The organism is Haloferax larsenii, assembly GCF_024730625.1.
GTDB classification, from domain to species: domain Archaea; phylum Halobacteriota; class Halobacteria; order Halobacteriales; family Haloferacaceae; genus Haloferax; species Haloferax larsenii.
Map to the genome: position 1 here is coordinate 1,305,609 of NZ_CP078063.1, position 19,868 is coordinate 1,325,476.

The window sequence follows — 19,868 nt, forward strand, 5'->3', positions numbered from 1 at the left end:
ATGAGTCACTTTCGCGCGTTCCTCGTCACGCTCCTCGCGCTCGACGCCGTCGTCTTCGTCGTCGGGTCGGTTTTCGCCCCGCCGGACCCGGTTACGCAACTGCTGCTCGTCGGCCCGGCGCTCCTCCTCGCGCCGGCCATCGCGTGGTGGCTGGTCTACCGCGACGGATTCGCCCGCCTGCAAGGTGCTGTCGACCCGGACGAGGAGTGAACCGCGTCTCGATTTGTGGCAGCACCCTCCGACGTGTAACCATTTAGGTCGCCGCGGTTCTCACGTGGTGGTATGCGAATCGCACTCCTCGGTGGAACCGGCGACATCGGCGAAGGACTCGCCCTCCGCTGGGCCTTCCACACCGACCACGAGGTCATCGTCGGGTCTCGCGACCCCGAGAAAGCCCGCGCAAAGGCCGACGAGTACGAGACCGAACTCTCCAGTCGCGGCCGCGACGTGAAGGTAAACGGCTTCACAAACGAGATGGCTGCCGACCGAGCCTCGGTCGTCGTCCTCGCGGTGCCGCCGTACCACGTCTCCGACACCGTCGAAGCCGTCTCTGACTCGCTGTCCGAAGGCGACGTGCTCGTCACGCCCGCGGCGGGAATCAAGCGCGACGACGACGGCTTCCACTACCACCCGCCGAAAGCGGGGAGCGTGACCGCGCTCGTCGCCGACGCGGCACCCGACGGCGTCCCGGTCGTCGGCGCGTTCCACAACCTCGCGGCCGGCCGCCTCGCCGACCTCGACGCCGACCTCGGTATCGACACACTTCTCGTCGCCGACGACCCCGACGCGAAAGAGACGGTGCGACTCCTCGCGGACGGTATCGACGGACTCCGTCCCCTCGACGCCGGTGGTCTCGCCAACGCCAGCGAAATCGAGGCGTTGACGCCGCTTCTCATCAACGTCGCACAGAACAACGAGGGGATGCACGACCTCGGAATCGAATTCAAGTAAGAATCGGCACTCAGAACCGCTTTTTCAGTTCTTCACGCAGGTCGTCGAGTGACGCATCGTGCATCGCCAACACGACCAGCAGGTGATAGACGAGGTCGGCGCTCTCGTAGAGCAGTTCTTCGCGGTCGTCGTCCTTGGCTGCGAGGATGGTCTCTGTCGCCTCTTCGCCCAGCTTTTCGAGCGCGTAGTTTTTGCCCTTCTCGTGGGTGAACAGCGTCGTCGTGTAGGAGTCCTCGGGCAACTCGGCCTTCCGCGACTCGATAGTCGCGACGAGTTCGTCGAGAACCTCGTCTGTCGGAGTGTCCGCGTCCATGGTCCGAAACAGGCGTGGGCGGAAAAAGACTCTCTGGTTCCGGCGGAGACGGCGTGTGGTCGTCTCTGATTCCAGCGGGCGTGGGGTTGTGGTCGCGACGGCCGAGTCGCCGTGTGCGACTTACGCTTCGACTTCGACTTCGAGTTCGTCGAAGAACGCGAGGTCGTGAATGCGGCTGTCGGCGGTCAGTTCGGGGTGGAACGACGTTCCGACCACGGGGCCGTCGCGGACTGCGACGGGGTTTCCGTCCCACTCGGCGAGCACTTCCACGTCGTCGCCGACCGCGTCGATGAGGGGTGCGCGGATGAACACCGCGGGGAACGGCGAGTCGAGGCCCGCAACGTCGAGGGGGGCTTCGAAACTGTCGACCTGTCGGCCGAAGGCGTTGCGGTCGACGGTCACGTCGAGGAGGTCGAGCGTCTGGACGCGGTCGTCTTTCGCGTCGCGCGAGGAGACGATGAGGCCCGCGCAGGTCGCGAGGACGGGCTTTCCGGCCGCGACGTGGTCGATAATCTCTTCGTCGATGCCTTCGCGGTCGAGGAGACGCGAGATAGTCGTCGACTCGCCGCCCGGCAGCAACAGCACGTCGCAGTCGGGGACGAGCCCCGCGCTTCGAATCTCCACGATGTCTGCCTCGACGCCGTGGGCGTCCGCTGCCCGTTCGATAGCGTCGGCGTGCTCGGAGACGTCACCTTGGACGGCGACGACACCGGCGCGTAGCGTACTCATGGTCGAAACTGCGGAACGGGAGGACAAAAAGCGTCCGTTCGTCGGCGCTTCGCGTTAGAACGCGAGTGCGTTCAGCACCAGGATACCGATGCCGAACAGCACGCCCGATGCGACGATTGTCTTGGGGTCGACTCGAATCGCGTTGCGGTCCTCGGCGTCGAAATAGCGGACGAGACCCGCGCTCGACATCAGGCCGCCAGAGTTCTGGCCCTTGCTCATGCTCTGTCGTCTGTGCGTCCACCGCCTAAACGTTTCGGCTCGCGGGCGTGACAGACACCCTTCGAAGTCGGACGCGCTCGCCGACTGCCGCGCTCGGGCGCTCCTCGAAGCGGAACGTGCAACCCCATGAGTAATCCTTATGCGCGGGGGCAAGCAAACTCCGCCGGGATACGATGACTGTTCGACTCTTGGACTTTTACGCGGATTGGTGCGGCCCATGTAAGACGCAGGACCCGATTCTCGACGACCTCGAGGCCGATTACGAGGAGGTCTCCTTCGAGAAGGTCGACGTCGACGAGAAGCAAGACGTCGCCAACGAATATCAGGTACGCTCGCTGCCGACGCTCATCGTCGAAAACGACGACGGTATCGTCGACCGATTCGTGGGCGTGACCCAGCGCGAAGACCTCGAAGACGCGCTCAAGCAGGCTGGCGCGTAGGTCCGCACGTCGCCCGCGACTTCTCCGCAGTGCTCTCGACACCGTCAGTCACGACGCTGTCGCTCGCGGGCCGTCTCGCAAGCGTTATACGACCGGCGTGGGGAATCGTAACCATGGCTAGTGACGCTGCGACGGAACGGACGCTCGAAAAGCAGATTTGCATGCGATGTAACGCACGCAATCCCAAGCGCGCCAAGAAGTGCCGCAAGTGCGGCTACAAGCACCTTCGACCCAAGTCGAAGGAACGCCGCGCCGCGTAAGCGCCTCCGTTCTTCCTACGATTCTCGACTGTACAGCGTGACCAACACGCCGATGAGCGCGAGCTGGACGATTTTGTCGACCACGCCACCGATGCCGAAGATGTCGGGCCAGTTCAGGATAACGTAGAACACGACCTGTCCGGCGACGAAGGGAATCCCGAGCAGGATTGCTCGCGAGCGCAGTTGCTCGTCGCCGCGAAGGACTGCGACGATACCACCCGCGAACCCGGCAGCGGCAGCGATAAACGCCAAGCCAAGCGGGTCGGCGAGGTTCGACGCGAGTGCGCCAGCACCGAGCGCGAGGTGAATCAGTCCCGTGACGACCGCGAGGGCGACGCCGATGTAGTGCAGGCGCGTCAACTCGCCGCCGTCTGACGTTGTGGTTGCCATCTCAGGCCTCCGGATATTTCGGTTCGCGTCGTTCGGCTCGTTCGAGGGCGCGTTCGATGACGTCGCGGACGGTGTCGCCGCCAGTGCCGCTCTCGAAGACGTCGCCGTGGCCAGCGTACATCGTCTCTACCGTCTCCGGAAGTCGGTCGAGAAGCGTCCGGAGGCTCTCGATGAGGCGCTCCCGAGAGGCCCCCGGCCGGTCGGTCTTGCCGAAGCTGCCGTCTTCGAACGCGGTGTCGTTGTACACCACCACGTCGCCCGAGAAGAGTCGCTGCTCGCTGACGAGCGAGACGTGGTCGTCGGTGTGGCCCGGCGTGTAGACGACCTCGAACGCCTCGTCGCCTATCTGTACTGTCTCGCCGTCCGCCAGTTCGTGGGTTCGAAGCGGGTGGTCGGCATAGGCGTACACCTCGGGGGCGAATCGCTCGACGACGGCGTCGAGTTCGCCGACGTGGTCGTGGTCTTGATGCGTGACCACGACGGCGTCGAGGTGGTCTGTGTGCTCGGCGACGACGTCTTCGACGCCGGACATCGACCCGGCATCGACGAGGACGGTTCTGTCGCCCACGACGAGGTACGCGTTACACGTGAAGACCTCGGCGTCGGCGGTGACTGGAATGACGCGCATACGTCACGTACGCACCGGAGCGAAAAAAATCGGTAGGCACGTCGCGTCTCTTCGGTCGCATCTCTCACGTCCGTCGGGTCACAGTTTCCGGGATTCGTGCGGCAAACCATTTTTCACAGTCGGTCCCGTATGACTAGATGTATGGGATTCGGGAGCTACGACGAGTCTGAGCAGAGCGACCAGAACGTCGATTTTGACGAAGAAGATGGCGTAGAGACGAGTGAAAGCAACCACGAGGGGGAAGTCGACTTCGAGATTGGTGCGTCGAACGACGAACTGCTCGACAAGCTCAAAGACATCAAAGAGGAGTGAAGTCAGGGACGCGCGTACTGGGGGTCGCTGAATCGTACGTCGGAAGCACTGACGACGCAGCCACCGAACCGCCGCCCGCCAGCGCCGCGCCTGACGCAAACGACGAATCGACCGATAGACCAGACGACACTGATTCTTTCGAGGCGACGACTGCCGAGAGTCACACCGCGGCTTCCACCCCGACGAGTGTCCTCTGCGGCGCGGTCGTTCGCGCCGACCGCGTCGTCGACGGCCTCGCCTTCGAGACGTGTACTGTCGGCGGCGACGACGCCACCGATGCCATCGCCTCGCTGTGGTCGTCGCTCGGCCGCGAAGACGCGCGCTACGTGCTCGTCTCCGGTATCGCCCCCGCGTGGTTCAACCTCGTCGATAGTCCCCGACTCGCCGCCGACCTCGACCGCCCGGTCATCTCTGTCTCGTTCGAAGCGAGCAACGGCCTCGAACCGGCGCTCAGAGAGCACTTTTCGGGTGCAGCCCTCGACGCCCGTCTGGAGACCTACCGCGATGCTCCGCCGCGAACTCCCATCGAGGTGAACGACGAACGGTTGTTCGTGCGGGCTGCTGGCTGTGATACCGCCGAGGCCGAGCGCGTCGTCCGGGCGTTCACGCCGACTGGCGGGCGACCGGAGCCGATTCGCGTGGCGCGGATGGCCGCGCGTGCGGCACGGCAGTTCGTTGGAGATTAAGCGCCCCCCGCCGTCGGGTGAGGTATGGAACACATGGAGGGCCTCTGCGTGACCGACTGCGAGCGCTGCCCGGACCTCGTCGCGTCGCGGAGTCGAATCGTCAACGGGGTCGGTCCCGACGACGCCGACCTGCTCTTTCTCGGCGAAGCGCCGGGAGCGAAAGAAGACGAGGGCGGCGAGCCCTTCGTCGGCCGGTCGGGGACCGTCCTCGACGACGCGCTCCGCGAAGCCGGCCTCGCGCGCGCAGACGTTCGTATCACCAACTGCGTTCGCTGTCGCCCGCCGGAGAACCGCGACCCGCGGAGCGAGGAGTTGTCGAACTGCCGGGGCTACCTCGCCCGCGAGTTCGAACTCGTAGACCCGAAACTCGTCGTCACGCTCGGAAAGGTGCCCTCGCAGCACTTGCTCGACCGGGGTGTCGCAATCACGAAAGAAGCGGGCTCGGTCGCCGACGCTCGCCTCGGCGACCAGTCGTACCGCGTCCTCCTGTCTGTTCACCCCGCTGCGACCCTCTACGACCGCGGCCAGCGCGAGGGGTTCTTCGAGACGATTTCGCGGGCCGCCGAACTCTCCGGCCTCGCCGACTCGTCGAGCGGCCAGTCGAGTCTCGGTGACTTCTGAGTAGGCTCGCCGACTTCTGAATAGGCTCGCCGGCTTCTAAGCGCGGTCGCCACCGCTATTCTACGCCGACAGCTCTTCTGTCCCATCTTCCGACTGCTGTGTTCGCTTTTCGGCTCGGGCGTGTTCGTTCAGGTGTGCCCGCACGTCGAGTCCCGACTTTACGAACACCATCACGACCAGCGCCGCCACGGGCGCACCGAAGGCCGCGACGAGGTACGCGCCGAACAAGACAGTCAGATGCAGGACGAGGACTCGGTGGAACGGTTCCGACATCTGGGTTTTGGGCGCGACCGACTGGTACTCCTCGTCGCCGACGAAGTTGACGGCGAACGACCCAGCGTGACTGACGAGCGTCGCGGCGGCGGCCAGACCGACAGGAACCAGCGGAACCCCGCCGATGTCGCCGACGAACGACTCGAAGTCCCAGACGAAGAGTCCGTGGACTGCCCAGAAGAGACCGTAGTGTAGGACGAAAAAGCCCGCTGCGGGGATGTTCGTCGGGTAGAGGTGGAACCTGTCGCGTGAACGCTGCGGCGGTGCGAGGTCGAGCCGATACCCGCCGATTGTCACAGAAAAATGGGCTTCGTCGTCCGACCCACACGCGCCCAGAATCTTCGGGACGTTCACCAGCCCGACCACGGCACTTTCCAGCCAGTACGTGACGAGAAGCGCCTTCAGACTCCAGTCGAACCAGACGACGCCAGCGAGTGGGAGGCCGCTCGCGGCGACGAGTGCGGCGAGGGCAAGCGGGGACGAAGGAACACCCGAGGACCAACGCATGCGCTCGCACCGACGTGATACACCTGAAAAAATTGTCTCTTTTCAGACGGTCACTGGGGGTGACGACCGTCGTGGCTCGTCACTTCCTGTTTCCCGTGCCGAGCCACTTTCCGGTGTCCGCGAGGTCGAGGAGGGCATCGACGATACCCTTGGACTCTGTCTCGCCCGGTCGGAGTCGCGCGCGGAGGCGAGACGACGTGAGTTCGACCGAGAGGACGATGACGATAATCATCGCGATACCGGCCGCGGCCTGGTCGTACGCGAGGAGGCTGAGCCGTCCTTTCACGTACTGTCCGATGCCGCCGGCACCGACGACACCGAGCGAGACGGCGATTCGGACGTTGATTTCGAGGATGTACAGCGTCCACGCGACGAACGACGAAGACACCTGACTCAACATCCCGAAGACGACCGTCTGGGAGGACGCCGCACCGGTCGAGGAAATCGCCTCGATTGGGCCGTCAGACACCTCTTCGAGTTCGTCGGTGAACAGGCGGCCGAGATTCCCGATGGTGTCGGTCCCGATAGCCAGCATCGCCCCGACGGGGGTAATGCCGACGAGCGGGATGTAGATGAGGACCCACACGAGTGCTGGCACGGCGCGGATGACGGACATCGTCCCGCGGAAGAGGAAGTTGAACGGGAACGGCGTCACGCGCTCGGAGCCGAGCACACCGAAGATGAGTGCGAGCGGGAACCCGATAACCGTCCCAGTGAACCCGATGACGATGGTTGCGACAGCACCACCGATGATGCTCAGTCCTTGGTCGCGGTTGAGGACGGCGTCGAGGAGCGACCCGGGAGTGAGGAGGCTCTCGAAGAGGGCGGTGAAGCCGTGGAGGTCGTTTTGGATGGCAAACAGCGTGAAGTAATGGAAGTCCGGCGAGAGGAATTCGGCGACGTTGTTCAGGAACTGCGGGAGTTGGCGGTAGATTTGAGCGACGGTAAACCCGAGATACGTCATCCCGATGCCCGTCAGCGCCAAGAGCGCGATGATGCCCACGAAGATGAGCACGCGACGGATGAACTGCGCGCGCTCGATGGTCGAAAGTGCGTCTTGGATGTGCCGCGGTGCCGACGCACTCTCGCCAGCACCGTCGGCGCGGAGTTCGTCGTCGGTCATCCCATCGCCTCCACCATACCAGTCTCTCCTTCTTCGTAGTAGATGTCGTCGACGACGTCCATCGTCAGGTCTTCGCGCCGGCCGTCGAAGACGACTTTTCCGTCTCGTAGGCCGATGTAGCGCTCACCGAACTCGCGAGCGAGATTGACCTGGTGGAGACTCGCGATAGTCGTCAAGTTCCGCTCGTGGGCAGCCGTTTTCATGTAGCCCATGACCTCTTCTGCGGCCTTCGGGTCGAGGCTCGCGACCGGTTCGTCGGCGAGAAGCAGGTTTGGTTTCTGGACGAGCGCGCGAGCGATTCCGACGCGCTGTTTCTGGCCGCCGGACATCGACCCGGCGCGCTGCCGCGCTTCGTCGAGCAGTCCGACCGTGTCGAGTGCTTCGAGCGCGGCTAGCTTGTCTTCTTCACTGTACTGCGACGCGAGGCTTTCGGCGAGCGAGACACGCGAGAGAGCGCCAGTGAGGGCATTTCGATAGGCGCTCATCGTCTCGACGAGGTAGTGCATCTGAAAGACCATCCCCACGTCTGACCGTTGGCCGGTGACAGCCCGGTCGTTGATGTGGACTGTCCCTTCTGTCGGTTGACTGAGGCCGTTTAGGATTCGGAGGAGTGTCGATTTCCCGGCCCCGGAGGGTCCTAAGAGGATGACGAACTCCCCTTCGGGTATTTCGAAGGAGATGTTCTCTAAGGCGACCGTGTCGCCGAACCGCTTCGTGACGTTCTGTACCGAAACTGCAGGCATTGGTTTGTTGTCTGAAAGAAAGCAATTGGTTGTTACGTCCTATGCCACGTCGAAAGTGCGTTCAACCTTGGTTCAGAAGGTCGGTAGAGAGATTGAGTTCGTCGGCGACTTTGATGACAGGCTTGTAGGTTTTGAGGCCGGCCGGGCGGACGCTGTCGAACCAGAGGTCGTCGTCTGTGTCCGGCTCGCCGTCCGCGCCGTAGTATATCTCGTCTGGAGCGTCTTGAAGCGTCTCGACGATGTTGTTTTTCTCCTCCTCGGAGAGGTTCGGATTGACCACCATCGGCGCGCGGGGGATGCCATCGTACGTCTCGACGTACTCGTAGCCGTCTGCGAGTTCGCCGTCGTCGTCGCGGGTGATGAACTGCCCGACACCGGCGGCGGCCACTTGGTCGTTTTCGAGGGCGGCGAACGCCTCCGCGTGTCCCGACCAGACACCGGTGAAGTCTGCGCCGGAGTCACTGACCGGCGCTTCGCCGATAGTGAGTCCTGCCTGCTTCAGCATGTACAGCGGGTACAGCGACCCGGAGGCCGAGGTCATGTCGGCGAAGCCGACCTTCTCGCCTTCGAGGTCGGTCAAGGAGTCGATATCAGAGTCCTTCTTGGTCACGATGACGCTCGTGTAGTCCCACGAACCGTAGGCGTGACGCTGAAGGGCGATTTTCGCTTTGTCAGCCTTCACGCCGAGCGCGGCGGCGAAGGGGCCAGTCTCTGCGATGTCGGCCGTCCCCGAGCCAAGTCCCTGAAGGACTGCGGAGTAGTCGGCAGCGTACTTCAGCGAGACCGTCGTCCCGGTCTCCTCTTCGAGATAGCCCGCGTACGGCTTGTACTGCGACCGCATGTAGTCTTGCGGCTCAGACGGCGACATCATGAAGTTGATCTCACCGTTTCCGTACGATTGCTCACCGAAGTTCCCAATACACCCACTGAGTCCCGCCATGCCGAGTGCCCCTGCTGCACCGGCTGTCTTGAGGAAATTCCGTCGGGAAGACATGTGATTCGTACGGAAGCTATTGCAGATTGAGGTTAAAAGTTCCTATTTTTTCTCTATATTTGTCGGGAGTTATTCGGTCATCTCGTGAATCTCGTGAGTAACCATAGAACGCGTGCTAAGTTGTCTCAACCCGCGACGGTCGCCGGGACGGAAACTCACTTGCCCCCGGTCGCCAAGATACACACATGAGCACGACACAGGCCTCCGAGGAGACCCTCGCCGACGTGGTGATGGTCGACTACGGGCTTGGTAATCTTCGGAGCGCCCGCCGCGGCCTGGAGCGCGCGGGTGCGAACGTCATCATCTCTGACGACCCGGCCGACTTCGACGACGCCGACGGCATCGTCCTCCCCGGCGTCGGCGCGTTCTCCGAGGGGATGGAGAACGCCGGGCCGTTCCGCGAACCACTCGCCGAAGCCGCCGAGTCGGGAACGCCCGTCTTCGGCATCTGTCTCGGGATGCAGATGCTTCTCACCACCTCGGAAGAGGCGGACCACGCCGGCGAGGGTGAGGTCGAAGGTCTCGACTTCATTCCCGGCCGCAACGTCCGGTTCGCCGAGGGACAGAAGGTTCCGCATATGGGATGGAACGAACTGCACGTCGAGCGCGACCACCCTATCGTCGACGGCGTCGAGGGCGAATACGCCTACTTCGTCCACTCGTACTACGCCGACCCCGACGACGACAACGCCATCGTCGCCACGACCGACTACGGTGTCGAATTTCCGGCAGTCGTCGCCAACGAGGAAGGCACCGTCTTCGGAACGCAGTTCCACCCCGAGAAGTCCGGCGAGACCGGCCTGACTATCCTGCGGAACTTCGTCGAGTTCTGCGCCGAGCAGTAGGTCGAATTCGCCGCCCCCGACGCGCTTTTGTCACCCGTGAGTCAAGGAGTGCCCATGCAGGCAGTCACGCTCGGCCCGGCGGGCACCTACTCTCATCGCGCTGCCCGCGCGGTCGCCGACGACGTCGCGTTCCGCGAATCGGTCACGTCTATCGTCAACGCCGTCGCCGATGGCGCGTTCGAACGCGGTGTCGTCCCCATCGAGAACAGTATCGAAGGCAGCGTCTCCGAGAGCCTCGACGCCGTGGCGAACTCCGACGTGAGCGTCGTCCAGGAAATCGTCACGCCGATTCGACACGCCCTTCTCGCCCAGTCCGAGGAGTTCGACACCGTCGCCAGCCACTCCCAAGCGCTCGCACAGTGTCGTTCCTACCTCGAAGCGAACTACCCCGACGTGGCGCTCGAAGCAGTCGCCAGCACCGCTCGCGGTGTCGAACGCGCCCGCGCCGACCCGTCGGTGGCGGGGATTGGCCACCCGGACAACGTGGGCGACGACCTACAAATCATCGCCGAGGACATCCAAGACCGCTCGTCGAACGCGACGCGATTCCTCGTGGTCGCCCCCGAGTCGGCCCGCTCCGATGCCGGTGGCAAGACGTCGCTCGTGGTCTACCCGAACGCGAACTACCCCGGACTGCTCCTCGAACTCCTCGAAGCGTTCGCCGAACGCGACATCAACCTCTCGCGTATCGAGTCGCGCCCGAGTGGCAACCGCCTCGGCGACTACCTCTTCCACATCGACGCCGACGCCGGTCTCTACGAAGAACGGATGCAAGCCGCTCTCGACGAAGTCGAAGGCATCGCCCGAAACGGCTGGGTTCGCGTGCTCGGCTCGTACGACACGCGCCACGTCCTCTACTGAGACTGCCGCCTCTCTCTTTCGGTCGCCAACGTGTGGGAATAGCCACATCTCTCTTAATCGTGCATGCCCTACGTTGTCACGCATGCAGCGAAACCCATTCGACGATATCGAGGAGTTGTTCGAACGAATGAGCCGGTCGTTCGAGGAGACTGGGCTCGCACGAATGCAGGATATCTCTCTCGACGTCGTCGAAGCCGACGGCGACATCGAGGTGGTTGCGGACCTCCCCGGATACGACAAAGACGACATCGACGTGACCGTCCGCGGTCGGCAACTGACAATCTCCGCCGAGCGTGAGGACTCGACCGACGTGGACGACGAACACTACGTCCGGCGCGAGCGACGACACCGCTCTGTCTCTCGGTCGGTCACGCTCCCCGCGGAGGTCAAGCGCGACGAGGTGTCGGCGTCGTACCACAACGGCGTGCTCACCGTGACGCTCCCGAAGTTGGAGGCCGAACCGGACGACTCCCATCGCATCGACATCGAGTGACGCTGGTGGGGCCGAGCGGGGCGACGGCCGAAAACGCGAACCCCCGAAAGACCGACCACTCTTTTGAGCTTATTCTTGGTATTTCGAGTGTAGAGTCCGTGAGGCGTGCGAATTGATAGACTAGGTCTGATAACGATTATCTCCTCAGACGACGTTCCTACCCCTCGGTGAATTACCAATGATGCGACGTACCAATCCCTTCGACGACTTCGAAGAACTGTTCGAACGAATGTCCCGCCAATTCGACGAGATGGGCCGCCAGTTCGACCGCTCGGGCATGATGTCGTCCGTCCGCACCCACGACATGGCTGTGGATATCACCGACACAGACACCGAAATCATCGTCACGGCCGACCTGCCGGGCTACGAGAAGTCCGACATCTCGCTGTCGATTGCGAACCGCACCCTCTCTATCGACGCGGAACGCGAACTCCACGACGAACACGAGTCGGGCGAGTACCTCCGGCGCGAGCGACGCCACGAATCCGCCCGCCGCACCATCCGCCTTCCCGAGATGGTCGACGAGGAAAACACCTCGGCGTCGTACCACAACGGCGTCCTGACCGTGACGCTGCCCAAGTTGGACACCCAGCCCGACGACTCGCGCCACATCGACATCGAGTAAGCGGCGAGGGAGCGTCGTCGAACAGCGACTCTCGGCGTTTGTTTGTGCCTTCGACGACCTGTGAGTCGTACACGCCCGTTTTTCTGACACCGACAATCTGTACTGACCAGACTGTGGTGTCACCGACCGAACACTGCCCCAGACACTCGCGTGACAATATCTGGCAATATCTGCCGCAATCAGACAGACCCACAAGTCGAGTATAGGAGTTATTTTAGGCCGGGGTGCCACTACCACGGATATGGACTACGACCCGCAGGAACTCGAAGCGCGTTGGCGGGAGCGCTGGTCCGAGACCGGCCGATACGAGGCCGACCCGGACGCAGACGCCGACGACGCGACGTTCGTCACAGTTCCGTATCCGTATCCGAGCGGTGGGATGCACATCGGGCACGCACGAACTTACACCGTCCCCGACGTGTACGCCCGCTACCGACGCCAGCAGGGCGACAACGTTCTGTTCCCCATCGCGTGGCACGTCACCGGAACGCCCATCATCGGTGCTGTCGAGCGCTTGCAGAAGGGCGAAGAGAAGCAACTGTCCGTTCTGAAAGACACCTACAACGTCTCCGAAGACACGCTCCCCGAACTGGAGACGCCGATGGGGTGGGCACGCTACTTCATCGAGGAACACTACAAGAACGGAATGCAGTCGCTCGGTCTCTCTATCGACTGGCGACGTGAGTTCACCACGAACGACGAACGCTACTCGAAGTTCATCGAGTGGCAGTACCGGACGCTCCGCGAGCGCGGCCGACTGGAGAAGGGGCTCCACCCCGTCAAGTTCTGTACGAACGAAGAACAGCCAGTCACGACCCACGACCTGCTGGAAGGCGAGGAAGCGGAGTTCCAAGAGTACACGCTGGTTCGCTTCGGCTGGGAACGCGACGGCGAGTCGGTCGTCGTCCCGATGGCGACGCTCCGCCCCGAGACGGTCCACGGCGTGACCAACGCCTACATCGACCCCGAAGCGACCTACGTCGTCGCGGAGGTCGACGGCGAGACGTGGTTCGTCTCCGAGTACGCGTCCGCGAAACTGGAGTACCAGGCCCACGACGTGGAGATTCTGGACACCGTCGAAGGGTCCGAACTGGTGGGCCAGACCGTCGAGAACCCGGTCACGGGCGACGACGTGCTGGTCCTCCCGGCTTCGTTCGTCGACGCCGACAACGCGACGGGCGTCGTCATGTCCGTTCCGGCACACAGCCCCGACGACTACGTGGCGCTGCAAGAGGCGAAAGCCGACACCGACTACCTCGAATCGTTCGGTATCGACCCCGAGGACGTCGAGGACATCGAGCCGATTCCGATTCTCGACATCGACTCCGAAGACGACGACTACGGCGAGATTCCCGCCCAGTCCATCGTCGAGAACCGCGGTATCGAGTCCTCGGACGACCCCGCCCTCGAAAAGGCCACCAAGGACCTCTACAACAAGGAGTTCCACGCTGGCCACCTCAAGGAGTTCTACGGCGAGTACGCTGGCGAACTCGTCGAGAAAGCCCGCGACGACTTCAAGGCCGACGGCGTCGAGTCGGGGCAGTTCGACGTGATGCAGGAGTTCTCCGAGGAAGTCGTCTGTCGCTGTGGCGGTGACGTAGTCGTCGCCGAACAGGACACGTGGTTCCTCTCGTACGACGACGAGGACTGGAAGCAGATCGCCCACGACGTGGCCGATGGGCTGGACGCCATCCCGGACAACACCCGCGACGAGTACCACCACACCATCGACTGGCTGAACGGATGGCCGTGTATCCGGAACTACGGGCTCGGCACTCGCCTGCCGTGGGACGACCAGTTCGTCATCGAGCCGCTTTCGGACTCGACTATCTACATGGCGTACTACACCATCGCCCACCGTCTGCAAGAGATTCCGACCGAGGAACTCACGCAGGACTTCTTCGACACGCTGTTCTACGGCCCCGAGGCCGTAGACGACGCCCCGGAGAAGGCGCTCGAACTCCGCGAGGAGTGGGACTACTGGTACCCCGTCGATTACCGGTTCTCCGCGAACGACCTCATCACGAACCACCTGACGTTCTACCAGTTCCACCACGGCGAACTGTTCGACGAGGCGCAGTGGCCGCAGGGAATCGTCATCATGGGCATGGGCCTGCTCGAAGGCGAGAAGATGTCGTCGTCGAAGGGCCACGTCGTCCTCCCGGGCGAGGCTATCGACGAGTACGGTGCCGACACCGTCCGGTTCTTCCTGCTCAACTCCGCCGAACCGTGGCAGGACTACGACTGGCGCGACGACCTCGTCGGCTCGGTCTCCGACCAACTCGAACGCTTCTGGAACCGCGCACAGGAGATTATCGCCGACCCCGGTCCGGAAGAACAGCCCGAACTGGAGACGGTGGACCGCTGGCTGCTGTCGAAGCTCAACGACACCATCCGCGACGTGACCGACGCGATGGACGAAGCCGAGACGCGCTCTGCCAGCCAAGCCGCGTTCTACAACTTCGAAGAGGACCTGCGCTGGTACCGCCGCCGGACCGACCTCGACCGCGAGGCCGCGAAGTGGACGCTCCGACAGGTCCTCGAAACGCGTCTGCGACTGCTCGCGCCGTTCATCCCGTTCATGACGAACGAACTCCACGAGCAGTTGACCGGGACGCCGGCCGAGGACGCGCCGTGGCCGGACCCGGACACCGAGTTCGACGACGAGACGGTCGAACTCGAAGAGCGACAGGTCGAGCGCCTGACCGAGGACGTCCGCGACATCATCGACGTGACCGACTCCGACCCCGAGACGATTCGCGTCTACGTCGCCGCCGACTGGAAGCACACCGTCTTCGAGACGGTGGTCGACCAGGGCGACAACGTGGGGGCTATCATGGGACAAGTCATGCAGAACCCCGACCTCCGCGAGAAGGGCAACGCGGTCAACGACCTCGTACAGGACCTCGTGAGCCAGACCCGCGGGCAGGACGAAGACACTCTGCGCGCACAACTCGACCTCGACGAGGTCGAACTCTACGAGCGCGCCGCGGACTTCCTCTCCCGCGAGTTCGACGCCGAAATCGAAGTGTTCGCCGAGGACGCCGACGACATCGTCGACCCGGCCGACCGCGCGTCGAAGGCGATTCCGTTCCGTCCGGCCGTCCACCTCGAATAGACGGCTGACGTTCTCTCTACTTTTACCGACGTTCTCGAACGTGTGACGTTCCGATACTGCCGGGGGCAGCGTTCATCTTATCGGCTTTCCCTTCCTATTTGGTAACATGAGCCAAGAAGAATCGCTCGCCCGTCCGACCGAAGACGAGTACGAGACTGTCACGCCGCGCTTCGACAGCCGACCGGACGGAGAGATGGACTCAGTCGGATGGCTGATGTTTGGGCTTCTCGCCGTCCTCATCATCCCGCTACTGCCGTTTATTGCAATCGTGTACGTGCTTTCGAAAGCCTTCGGCTACCTCGGTGCACAACGCGGCGCGGGAGAATAGCCAGACACTGAGCCCGGCCGCGGTAGGGACTGGGGTCGCGTTTACTCCTCGGCGAGGCCGAGCAGGTCGAACGCGTAGCCGTTGTCGTTTTCGATGGCGTGTTCGTAGGCGACGTGAGCCGCAGCGACGTCCTGAATCGCGAGACCCGTCGAGTCGAAGACGGTGATGCCATCTTCCTCGGTGCGCGCGTCTTTGTTGCCGGCGACGATTTCGCCGATAGCGCCGAAGATGTCGTCGTCGTCGAGGACGCCCTCGTGGTACGGGACGTTGATTTCGCCGGAGTGGGTCGTCTGGGCGTGGTCGTCGATGACGAGCTTTGCGTCGAGGAGAATCTCGTCGGCGAGTTCGTGCTTGCCCTCGGCGTCGGCACCCATCGCGTTGATGTGGGTGTGCTCGCCGACCGCGTCACGCGGGACGATGGGCGATTCGACGGGCGTCACCGTCGAGAGGACGTCGCACTGGGCGGCCTCTTCGATGGAGCCCGCGCGGATGTCGAACTGGTCTTCGAAGGCGTCGATGAAGTCGGCGACGCGCTCTTCGTCGAGGTCGGAGACGACGACTTCCTCGATGTCGCGGACTTCGCTGATGGCGCGAAGCTGCGTGTACGACTGGACGCCAGCGCCGATGATACCCATCGAGGAGGCGTCCTCGACGGCGAGGTAGTCGGTGGCGACGGCCGCGGCCGCGCCCGTGCGGAGCATCGTCAGTTCCGTCCCGTCCATGAGCGCGAGGGGGAACGCGTTCTCGGGGTCGGAGTAAATCATCGTGCCCATGACCGTCGGCAGGTCGAACTTATCGCCGTTGTCGGGGTGGACGTTGACCCACTTGATGCCTGCTGCGTCCCAGTCGCCTGCGTCGAGGTACGCTGGCATCGACCGGAAGTCGCCGTTGTACTGCGGCAGGTCGATGTAGGACTTCGGCGGCATCTGGGCGTCTCCGGACTCGTAGGCACCGAAGGCGTCTTCGATAGCCGAGATGAGCTCCGGCATCTGGACGTTCTCGTGAACGTCGTCCTTGTTCAGTAGCAGCGTCTTGCGCATAGGGAAACGTTGCCGTACCTCCTACTTAGTTCGTTCTATTTCTGCATGGAAGTCCAAGGCTACTGGAAAAAGTGAGAGAATTATCCAACTTGTCTGCCGTGTGATTTGTTGCCACACAGTCTGGTACGAGAGAGTACCGTTGCTGTCTGGTGATTAGCCCTGCAAAAAGAATCAGGTTATCGCGCGGTACGGCGGTTGGGTTGGGGGAACGGAGCGTGTGTTAGTGTGACGGGTGCGTGCCTACTTTCACATCGCGTTGCCGGGCTACGCCCGGCAGCTTATGTGGAATTGGAGTACCTACTCCAATTTCACATCGCGCCGCCCATACCGCCCATGCCACCCATGCCGCCAGCGGGTGCGCCGCCTTCGTCGTCGTCGCCGCCGGTGGAGAGGTCACCAGCAGCGATGATGTCGTCAATCTTGAGGACGAGGTTCGCGGCTTCGGAGGCGGAGGCGATGGCCTGCTCCTTGGCGTGGGCCGTCTCGACGACGCCAGCTTCGAAGGCGTCTTCGACTTCGCCAGTGAAGACGTTCAGACCAGCGCGGACCTGACCGTCTTCGTGGGCCGCGCGAAGGTCGACGAGCGTGTCGATGGAGTCGAGACCGGCGTTCTCAGCGAGCACGCGCGGGACGAGTTCGAGCGCATCGGCGAACGCCTCGACGGCGAGCTGCTCGCGGCCGGAGACGGAGTCTGCGTAGTCGCGGAGGCGCGAGGCGAGTTCGACTTCGATGGCACCGCCGCCAGCGAGGACGCGGCCATCGGTGACTGTCGCGGCGACGACGTCGAGAGCGTCCTGGACGCCGCGTTCGAGTTCGTCGACGACGTGGTCGGTCGAACCACGCAGGAGGAGGGTGACACCGTGGACGTCCTCGCCGACGCCTTCGACGTAGAACAGCTCGTCGCCGTCGTCGCGGCGGATGGACGCCACACCGAGGTCGGCTTCGTCGACGGAGTCGAGGTCCGAGACGATAGCCGCACCGGTGATGTTCTTGAGGAACTTGATGTCGGACTTCTTCGTCCGGCGGACCGCGAGGATACCCTCCTTCGCGAGGTAGTGCTGGGCGAGGTCGTCGATGCCCTTCTGGCAGAAGACGACGTCAGCACCGGAGTCGACGATTTGCTGGACCTTCTCCTTCAGCTGGGCCTCTTCCTGGTCGAGGAACTTCTGGAGCTGGTCGGGGCTCTCGATGGAGACGTTCGTGTCGACGTCGGTCTCCTCGACTTCGACCGGCTCGTTGAGGAGCAGGACGTTGGCTTCCTCGAAGGAGACCGGCATGTCGTCGTGGACGGGGTCCTTGTCGATGACGGCACCGGTGAGGAGTTCGGACTCGGACGCGGAGCGACCGGTCTGGGTCTCGATAGAGAGGTTCTCGAGGTCGGAGACGTAGGTACCGTCGTCGGCTTCCACCGTAACCTGCTCGACGGCGCGGACGATGAGGTCCGCCAGAAGCTCCTTGTTGAGTTCGGAGCTCTTGCCCGTCATGGAGGTCTCGGCGACCTTCTTCAGGAGTTCTTGGTCGTCGGGTTCGACGTGTTCTGCGATGTCGTCGACTTCCTCGCGGGCCTTCTCGGCGGCGAGGTTGAACCCGCGGATGACGGCCGTCGGGTGGATGTCCTGTTCGAGGAGGTCCTCGGCGTTCTTCAGGAGTTCACCCGCGATGGCGACCGCCGTGGTCGTTCCGTCGCCGGCTTCGTCTTCCTGCGTCTCGGCGACTTCGACGATCATCTCGGCCGTCGGGTTGTCGATGTCCATCTCTTTGAGGATGGTGACACCGTCGTTGGTGATGGTGACGTCGCCCATCGAATCGACGAGCATCTTGTCCATTCCCTTCGGTCCGAGTGTGGAACGTACCGCCTCGGCGACTGCCCGAGCGGCGCGGATGTTGTACGCCTGCGCGTCGCGGTCCTTGACGCGCTGGGAGTCTTCACCGAGAATGATCATCGGCTGACCCTGTTGCATTCGCTGGCTCATAGACACCGGCTGATTGTTTGTGATTCTATAAAAATCTGTCGCCGGAGAGAGACACAGGGTGACAACGAATTACCGAGCAACTCACCACCTAATCGACAGACTGCGTTGGATTTTCAGGGAATATTCTCGACCGTGGTATGAGACACCATGCATCAATGCCGGGCGGCTACGGCTGGTGTTTATATATCATTCGTCGACCGGCGCTTTCCAGTGGACGGTAATCGTTCCGACAGCGAAGGCGTCGTCGCTCGCTTCGTCGCGGACGAACCGAATCGTGTTCGTTCCGCCGACGAGTTCCGCCCCGGTAATCGTGTCGACCCAGTACTGCCAGCCGTCGTTCGGCGGGATGTCGAACCCGGAGAGCGATTGGCCGTTGATTTCTATCTCGTGGCCGTACTCGCCGACGTCGAACGCCTGAATCCCGATGTAGGGGTCCTGTGGGTCGTCGGTTGGCACGTCGAACTCGAATTCGTCCGTCGCGTCGCCGACATCGTCGGCCCAGTCGAGGTCGAGCGTTTCGTCTGGCGGGTGGAGGTGCGACCTGACGAAGAGCGTCGCGTAGTTAGCGCGGTGTGGCACGCTCTCGGGTTACGCTGCCGTCGATAAAAAATCGCCTGTGTAACTGTCGCGCGGCGCGTTAGTCTTCTTCCGGAAGTTCGTCAGCAATGAATTCACCGGAGGTGTCTTCGAGCGAGGGTTCGTCCTCCTCTTCGTCGCCGTCTAACACCGATAATTCTCGTTCGTACAGCCGTTCGGTGAGCTGGGACTGCTTGTTGAGACCCTTCTTCTCTCGGCCGCTTTTGGTGTCAGGCATTGTCAAACGTGGTATTGGTTCCCATAGGGATGAATGTTTTGCACGCTGTGCTGATACAGAGTTGGCACGGTCCGGAAGCCGTTCTACGTCGCGCCGGACTGTGGCAGTGGGAGTTTTGCCCACCTTGTCTTACCGTCACACGCCAATATACTTGCTGGCGATTCTGGTGTGTCGGGAATAGTCATGGGCACAGAATACGTCTGCAGGTGTCTCGGGGCGGGGTGAGCGGACGACGCGATAAGAGGAGTAGGGGCGGGAAGATGTGAGAAGAGGTGGGAAGAGAAGGGGAAGAGGAGGGAAGAGAAGGGAAGATGTGGGAAGAGGTGGGAAGATGTGGGAAGAGAAGGGGAAGAGAGGGATTTGAACCGCGGTCGTTCTGCTCGCTGACGCTCGCGACACTCCCTGATTCAAATCCCTCTGAGGCGCTTCACGAAAACAGCCGTCCGCGATGCGCCGAGACGCATCGCTCGGGGGCGTAGTTTTCGGAAGAAGCGCCAGGAGAGGGATTTGAACCCCCGATCCCAAAGGGAACACGCTTTCCAGGCGTGCGCCTTACCGCTCGGCCATCCTGGCTTACAATAC

The 19,868-nt window shown here is 62.9% G+C and carries 26 protein-coding genes and 1 tRNA gene; 13 read left to right on the plus strand and 14 right to left on the minus strand.

Translation table 11 applies throughout. The annotated features are described in order from the left end of the window. Both KU306_RS06775 and npdG read left to right on the plus strand, forming a co-directional pair. On the plus strand, nt 1-210 hold the full coding sequence (locus KU306_RS06775; protein ID WP_007544634.1) for a DUF7534 family protein: 210 nt from the start codon (nt 1-3) through the stop codon (nt 208-210). Nucleotides 211-282: 72 nt separating this feature from the next. Further along, on the plus strand, nt 283-951 hold the full coding sequence (gene npdG, locus KU306_RS06780; RefSeq protein WP_007544636.1) for an NADPH-dependent F420 reductase: 669 nt from the start codon (nt 283-285) through the stop codon (nt 949-951). Nucleotides 952-961: 10 nt separating this feature from the next. On the opposite strand, the gene hisE is transcribed toward npdG, so the two are convergent. The 3 genes from hisE to KU306_RS06795 all read right to left on the minus strand — a co-directional run bounded on the left by hisE (nt 962) and on the right by KU306_RS06795 (nt 2,212). Beyond that, on the minus strand, nt 962-1,264 hold the full coding sequence (gene hisE, locus KU306_RS06785; RefSeq protein ID WP_007544638.1) for a phosphoribosyl-ATP diphosphatase: 303 nt from the start codon (nt 1,262-1,264) through the stop codon (nt 962-964). Nucleotides 1,265-1,384: 120 nt separating this feature from the next. Then, nucleotides 1,385-1,993 (minus strand): pyridoxal 5'-phosphate synthase glutaminase subunit PdxT, encoded by a 609-nt coding sequence (pdxT, locus tag KU306_RS06790; RefSeq protein WP_007544640.1) that lies wholly within the window; start codon nt 1,991-1,993, stop codon nt 1,385-1,387. Between the two features lie 54 nt (nt 1,994-2,047). Further along, nucleotides 2,048-2,212: a preprotein translocase subunit Sec61beta gene (locus KU306_RS06795; RefSeq protein WP_007544641.1), complete on the minus strand. Its 165-nt coding sequence runs from the start codon at nt 2,210-2,212 to the stop codon at nt 2,048-2,050. Nucleotides 2,213-2,385: 173 nt separating this feature from the next. On the opposite strand from KU306_RS06795, the gene KU306_RS06800 reads away from it, so the two are divergent. Next, nucleotides 2,386-2,652: a thioredoxin family protein gene (locus KU306_RS06800; RefSeq protein WP_007544642.1), complete on the plus strand. Its 267-nt coding sequence runs from the start codon at nt 2,386-2,388 to the stop codon at nt 2,650-2,652. Nucleotides 2,653-2,765: 113 nt separating this feature from the next. Then, nucleotides 2,766-2,912, plus strand: a complete 147-nt coding sequence (locus KU306_RS06805; RefSeq protein WP_007544643.1) for a 50S ribosomal protein L40e — start codon at nt 2,766-2,768, stop codon at nt 2,910-2,912. Nucleotides 2,913-2,927: 15 nt separating this feature from the next. Here the strand turns inward: KU306_RS06805 and KU306_RS06810 are convergent, their stop codons facing one another. Next, nucleotides 2,928-3,302: a hypothetical protein gene (locus tag KU306_RS06810; RefSeq protein ID WP_258303245.1), complete on the minus strand. Its 375-nt coding sequence runs from the start codon at nt 3,300-3,302 to the stop codon at nt 2,928-2,930. Nucleotide 3,303: 1 nt separating this feature from the next. Then, on the minus strand, nt 3,304-3,930 hold the full coding sequence (locus KU306_RS06815) for an MBL fold metallo-hydrolase (RefSeq protein WP_258303246.1): 627 nt from the start codon (nt 3,928-3,930) through the stop codon (nt 3,304-3,306). A gap of 141 nt (nt 3,931-4,071) precedes the next feature. Between KU306_RS06815 and KU306_RS06820 the strand changes: the two genes are divergently transcribed. Genes KU306_RS06820 through KU306_RS06830 form a run of 3 tightly spaced genes read left to right on the plus strand, consistent with a single transcriptional unit; the run spans nt 4,072 to nt 5,549 of the window. Continuing rightward, nucleotides 4,072-4,242, plus strand: coding sequence for a DUF5786 family protein (locus KU306_RS06820; RefSeq protein ID WP_007544647.1), 171 nt, complete (start codon nt 4,072-4,074; stop codon nt 4,240-4,242). After that, nucleotides 4,239-4,928 carry an endonuclease dU gene (locus KU306_RS06825; protein ID WP_258303247.1) on the plus strand — a complete coding sequence of 230 codons (690 nt, stop codon included), beginning with the start codon at nt 4,239-4,241 and terminating at the stop codon, nt 4,926-4,928. Before KU306_RS06820 ends, KU306_RS06825 begins: the two co-directional genes overlap by 4 nt. 24 nt (nt 4,929-4,952) lie before the next feature. Then, nucleotides 4,953-5,549, plus strand: coding sequence for a uracil-DNA glycosylase (locus KU306_RS06830; RefSeq protein WP_258303248.1), 597 nt, complete (start codon nt 4,953-4,955; stop codon nt 5,547-5,549). Nucleotides 5,550-5,609: 60 nt separating this feature from the next. On the opposite strand, the gene KU306_RS06835 is transcribed toward KU306_RS06830, so the two are convergent. From KU306_RS06835 to KU306_RS06850, 4 genes are all read right to left on the minus strand, one after another. Further along, nucleotides 5,610-6,329 carry a DUF6498-containing protein gene (locus KU306_RS06835; protein ID WP_258303249.1) on the minus strand — a complete coding sequence of 240 codons (720 nt, stop codon included), beginning with the start codon at nt 6,327-6,329 and terminating at the stop codon, nt 5,610-5,612. Between the two features lie 79 nt (nt 6,330-6,408). Then, complete coding sequence (locus tag KU306_RS06840) at nt 6,409-7,452, minus strand: PhnE/PtxC family ABC transporter permease (protein ID WP_007544661.1); 1,044 nt, start codon at nt 7,450-7,452, stop codon at nt 6,409-6,411. Next, a complete protein-coding gene (locus KU306_RS06845) occupies nt 7,449-8,195 on the minus strand; it encodes a phosphonate ABC transporter ATP-binding protein (RefSeq protein ID WP_007544663.1) in 747 nt (248 codons plus the stop codon). Before KU306_RS06845 ends, KU306_RS06840 begins: the two co-directional genes overlap by 4 nt. Nucleotides 8,196-8,256: 61 nt before the next feature. Beyond that, the gene (locus KU306_RS06850; protein ID WP_049918862.1) at nt 8,257-9,189 is read right to left on the minus strand and encodes a phosphate/phosphite/phosphonate ABC transporter substrate-binding protein; all 933 of its coding nucleotides are present in this window, start codon (nt 9,187-9,189) and stop codon (nt 8,257-8,259) included. Between the two features lie 185 nt (nt 9,190-9,374). Here KU306_RS06850 and hisH point away from each other — a divergent pair, with 185 nt between their 5' ends. The 6 genes from hisH to KU306_RS06880 all read left to right on the plus strand — a co-directional run bounded on the left by hisH (nt 9,375) and on the right by KU306_RS06880 (nt 15,459). Further along, nucleotides 9,375-10,034: an imidazole glycerol phosphate synthase subunit HisH gene (gene hisH / locus KU306_RS06855; protein WP_007544668.1), complete on the plus strand. Its 660-nt coding sequence runs from the start codon at nt 9,375-9,377 to the stop codon at nt 10,032-10,034. A gap of 54 nt (nt 10,035-10,088) precedes the next feature. Further along, the gene (pheA, locus tag KU306_RS06860) at nt 10,089-10,895 is read left to right on the plus strand and encodes a prephenate dehydratase (RefSeq protein ID WP_007544669.1); all 807 of its coding nucleotides are present in this window, start codon (nt 10,089-10,091) and stop codon (nt 10,893-10,895) included. Nucleotides 10,896-10,977: 82 nt separating this feature from the next. Continuing rightward, the gene (hsp14, locus tag KU306_RS06865) at nt 10,978-11,388 is read left to right on the plus strand and encodes an archaeal heat shock protein Hsp14 (RefSeq protein ID WP_258303251.1); all 411 of its coding nucleotides are present in this window, start codon (nt 10,978-10,980) and stop codon (nt 11,386-11,388) included. 178 nt (nt 11,389-11,566) lie between these two features. Next, nucleotides 11,567-12,013 (plus strand): archaeal heat shock protein Hsp14, encoded by a 447-nt coding sequence (gene hsp14, locus KU306_RS06870; RefSeq protein WP_258303252.1) that lies wholly within the window; start codon nt 11,567-11,569, stop codon nt 12,011-12,013. 241 nt (nt 12,014-12,254) lie between these two features. Next, nucleotides 12,255-15,131 (plus strand): leucine--tRNA ligase, encoded by a 2,877-nt coding sequence (leuS, locus tag KU306_RS06875; protein ID WP_258303253.1) that lies wholly within the window; start codon nt 12,255-12,257, stop codon nt 15,129-15,131. 106 nt (nt 15,132-15,237) lie between these two features. Further along, nucleotides 15,238-15,459 (plus strand): DUF7535 family protein, encoded by a 222-nt coding sequence (locus tag KU306_RS06880; protein ID WP_007544675.1) that lies wholly within the window; start codon nt 15,238-15,240, stop codon nt 15,457-15,459. 41 nt (nt 15,460-15,500) lie between these two features. Here the strand turns inward: KU306_RS06880 and KU306_RS06885 are convergent, their stop codons facing one another. From KU306_RS06885 to KU306_RS06905, 5 genes are all read right to left on the minus strand, one after another. Next, on the minus strand, nt 15,501-16,499 hold the full coding sequence (locus tag KU306_RS06885) for an ornithine cyclodeaminase family protein (protein WP_074791098.1): 999 nt from the start codon (nt 16,497-16,499) through the stop codon (nt 15,501-15,503). Between the two features lie 308 nt (nt 16,500-16,807). Beyond that, complete coding sequence (gene thsB / locus KU306_RS06890) at nt 16,808-18,442, minus strand: thermosome subunit beta (RefSeq protein WP_258303379.1); 1,635 nt, start codon at nt 18,440-18,442, stop codon at nt 16,808-16,810. 216 nt (nt 18,443-18,658) lie between these two features. Then, nucleotides 18,659-19,051 carry a DUF7383 domain-containing protein gene (locus tag KU306_RS06895; protein WP_007544682.1) on the minus strand — a complete coding sequence of 131 codons (393 nt, stop codon included), beginning with the start codon at nt 19,049-19,051 and terminating at the stop codon, nt 18,659-18,661. Between the two features lie 58 nt (nt 19,052-19,109). Further along, entirely contained in the window at nt 19,110-19,286 is a 177-nt protein-coding gene (locus tag KU306_RS06900; protein ID WP_007544684.1) for a hypothetical protein, read from the minus strand. 492 nt (nt 19,287-19,778) lie between these two features. Further along, nucleotides 19,779-19,859 (minus strand) — tRNA-Ser (locus tag KU306_RS06905). Between the last annotated feature and the right edge of the window lie 9 nt (nt 19,860-19,868).

Excerpts from the sequence above, each read along its gene's own strand:
- KU306_RS06775 (WP_007544634.1), top strand. The coding sequence starts at position 1 with ATGAGTCACTTTCGCGCGTTCCTCGTCACGCTCCTCGCGCTCGACGCC.
- npdG (WP_007544636.1), top strand. The coding sequence starts at position 283 with ATGCGAATCGCACTCCTCGGTGGAACCGGCGACATCGGCGAAGGACTC.
- hisE (WP_007544638.1), bottom strand. The coding sequence starts at position 1,264 with ATGGACGCGGACACTCCGACAGACGAGGTTCTCGACGAACTCGTCGCG.
- pdxT (WP_007544640.1), bottom strand. The coding sequence starts at position 1,993 with ATGAGTACGCTACGCGCCGGTGTCGTCGCCGTCCAAGGTGACGTCTCC.
- KU306_RS06795 (WP_007544641.1), bottom strand. The coding sequence starts at position 2,212 with ATGAGCAAGGGCCAGAACTCTGGCGGCCTGATGTCGAGCGCGGGTCTC.
- KU306_RS06800 (WP_007544642.1), top strand. The coding sequence starts at position 2,386 with ATGACTGTTCGACTCTTGGACTTTTACGCGGATTGGTGCGGCCCATGT.
- KU306_RS06805 (WP_007544643.1), top strand. The coding sequence starts at position 2,766 with ATGGCTAGTGACGCTGCGACGGAACGGACGCTCGAAAAGCAGATTTGC.
- KU306_RS06810 (WP_258303245.1), bottom strand. The coding sequence starts at position 3,302 with ATGGCAACCACAACGTCAGACGGCGGCGAGTTGACGCGCCTGCACTAC.
- KU306_RS06815 (WP_258303246.1), bottom strand. The coding sequence starts at position 3,930 with ATGCGCGTCATTCCAGTCACCGCCGACGCCGAGGTCTTCACGTGTAAC.
- KU306_RS06820 (WP_007544647.1), top strand. The coding sequence starts at position 4,072 with ATGGGATTCGGGAGCTACGACGAGTCTGAGCAGAGCGACCAGAACGTC.
- KU306_RS06830 (WP_258303248.1), top strand. The coding sequence starts at position 4,953 with ATGGAACACATGGAGGGCCTCTGCGTGACCGACTGCGAGCGCTGCCCG.
- KU306_RS06835 (WP_258303249.1), bottom strand. The coding sequence starts at position 6,329 with ATGCGTTGGTCCTCGGGTGTTCCTTCGTCCCCGCTTGCCCTCGCCGCA.
- KU306_RS06840 (WP_007544661.1), bottom strand. The coding sequence starts at position 7,452 with ATGACCGACGACGAACTCCGCGCCGACGGTGCTGGCGAGAGTGCGTCG.
- KU306_RS06845 (WP_007544663.1), bottom strand. The coding sequence starts at position 8,195 with ATGCCTGCAGTTTCGGTACAGAACGTCACGAAGCGGTTCGGCGACACG.
- KU306_RS06850 (WP_049918862.1), bottom strand. The coding sequence starts at position 9,189 with ATGTCTTCCCGACGGAATTTCCTCAAGACAGCCGGTGCAGCAGGGGCA.
- hisH (WP_007544668.1), top strand. The coding sequence starts at position 9,375 with ATGAGCACGACACAGGCCTCCGAGGAGACCCTCGCCGACGTGGTGATG.
- pheA (WP_007544669.1), top strand. The coding sequence starts at position 10,089 with ATGCAGGCAGTCACGCTCGGCCCGGCGGGCACCTACTCTCATCGCGCT.
- hsp14 (WP_258303251.1), top strand. The coding sequence starts at position 10,978 with ATGCAGCGAAACCCATTCGACGATATCGAGGAGTTGTTCGAACGAATG.
- hsp14 (WP_258303252.1), top strand. The coding sequence starts at position 11,567 with ATGATGCGACGTACCAATCCCTTCGACGACTTCGAAGAACTGTTCGAA.
- leuS (WP_258303253.1), top strand. The coding sequence starts at position 12,255 with ATGGACTACGACCCGCAGGAACTCGAAGCGCGTTGGCGGGAGCGCTGG.
- KU306_RS06880 (WP_007544675.1), top strand. The coding sequence starts at position 15,238 with ATGAGCCAAGAAGAATCGCTCGCCCGTCCGACCGAAGACGAGTACGAG.
- KU306_RS06885 (WP_074791098.1), bottom strand. The coding sequence starts at position 16,499 with ATGCGCAAGACGCTGCTACTGAACAAGGACGACGTTCACGAGAACGTC.
- thsB (WP_258303379.1), bottom strand. The coding sequence starts at position 18,442 with ATGATCATTCTCGGTGAAGACTCCCAGCGCGTCAAGGACCGCGACGCG.
- KU306_RS06900 (WP_007544684.1), bottom strand. The coding sequence starts at position 19,286 with ATGCCTGACACCAAAAGCGGCCGAGAGAAGAAGGGTCTCAACAAGCAG.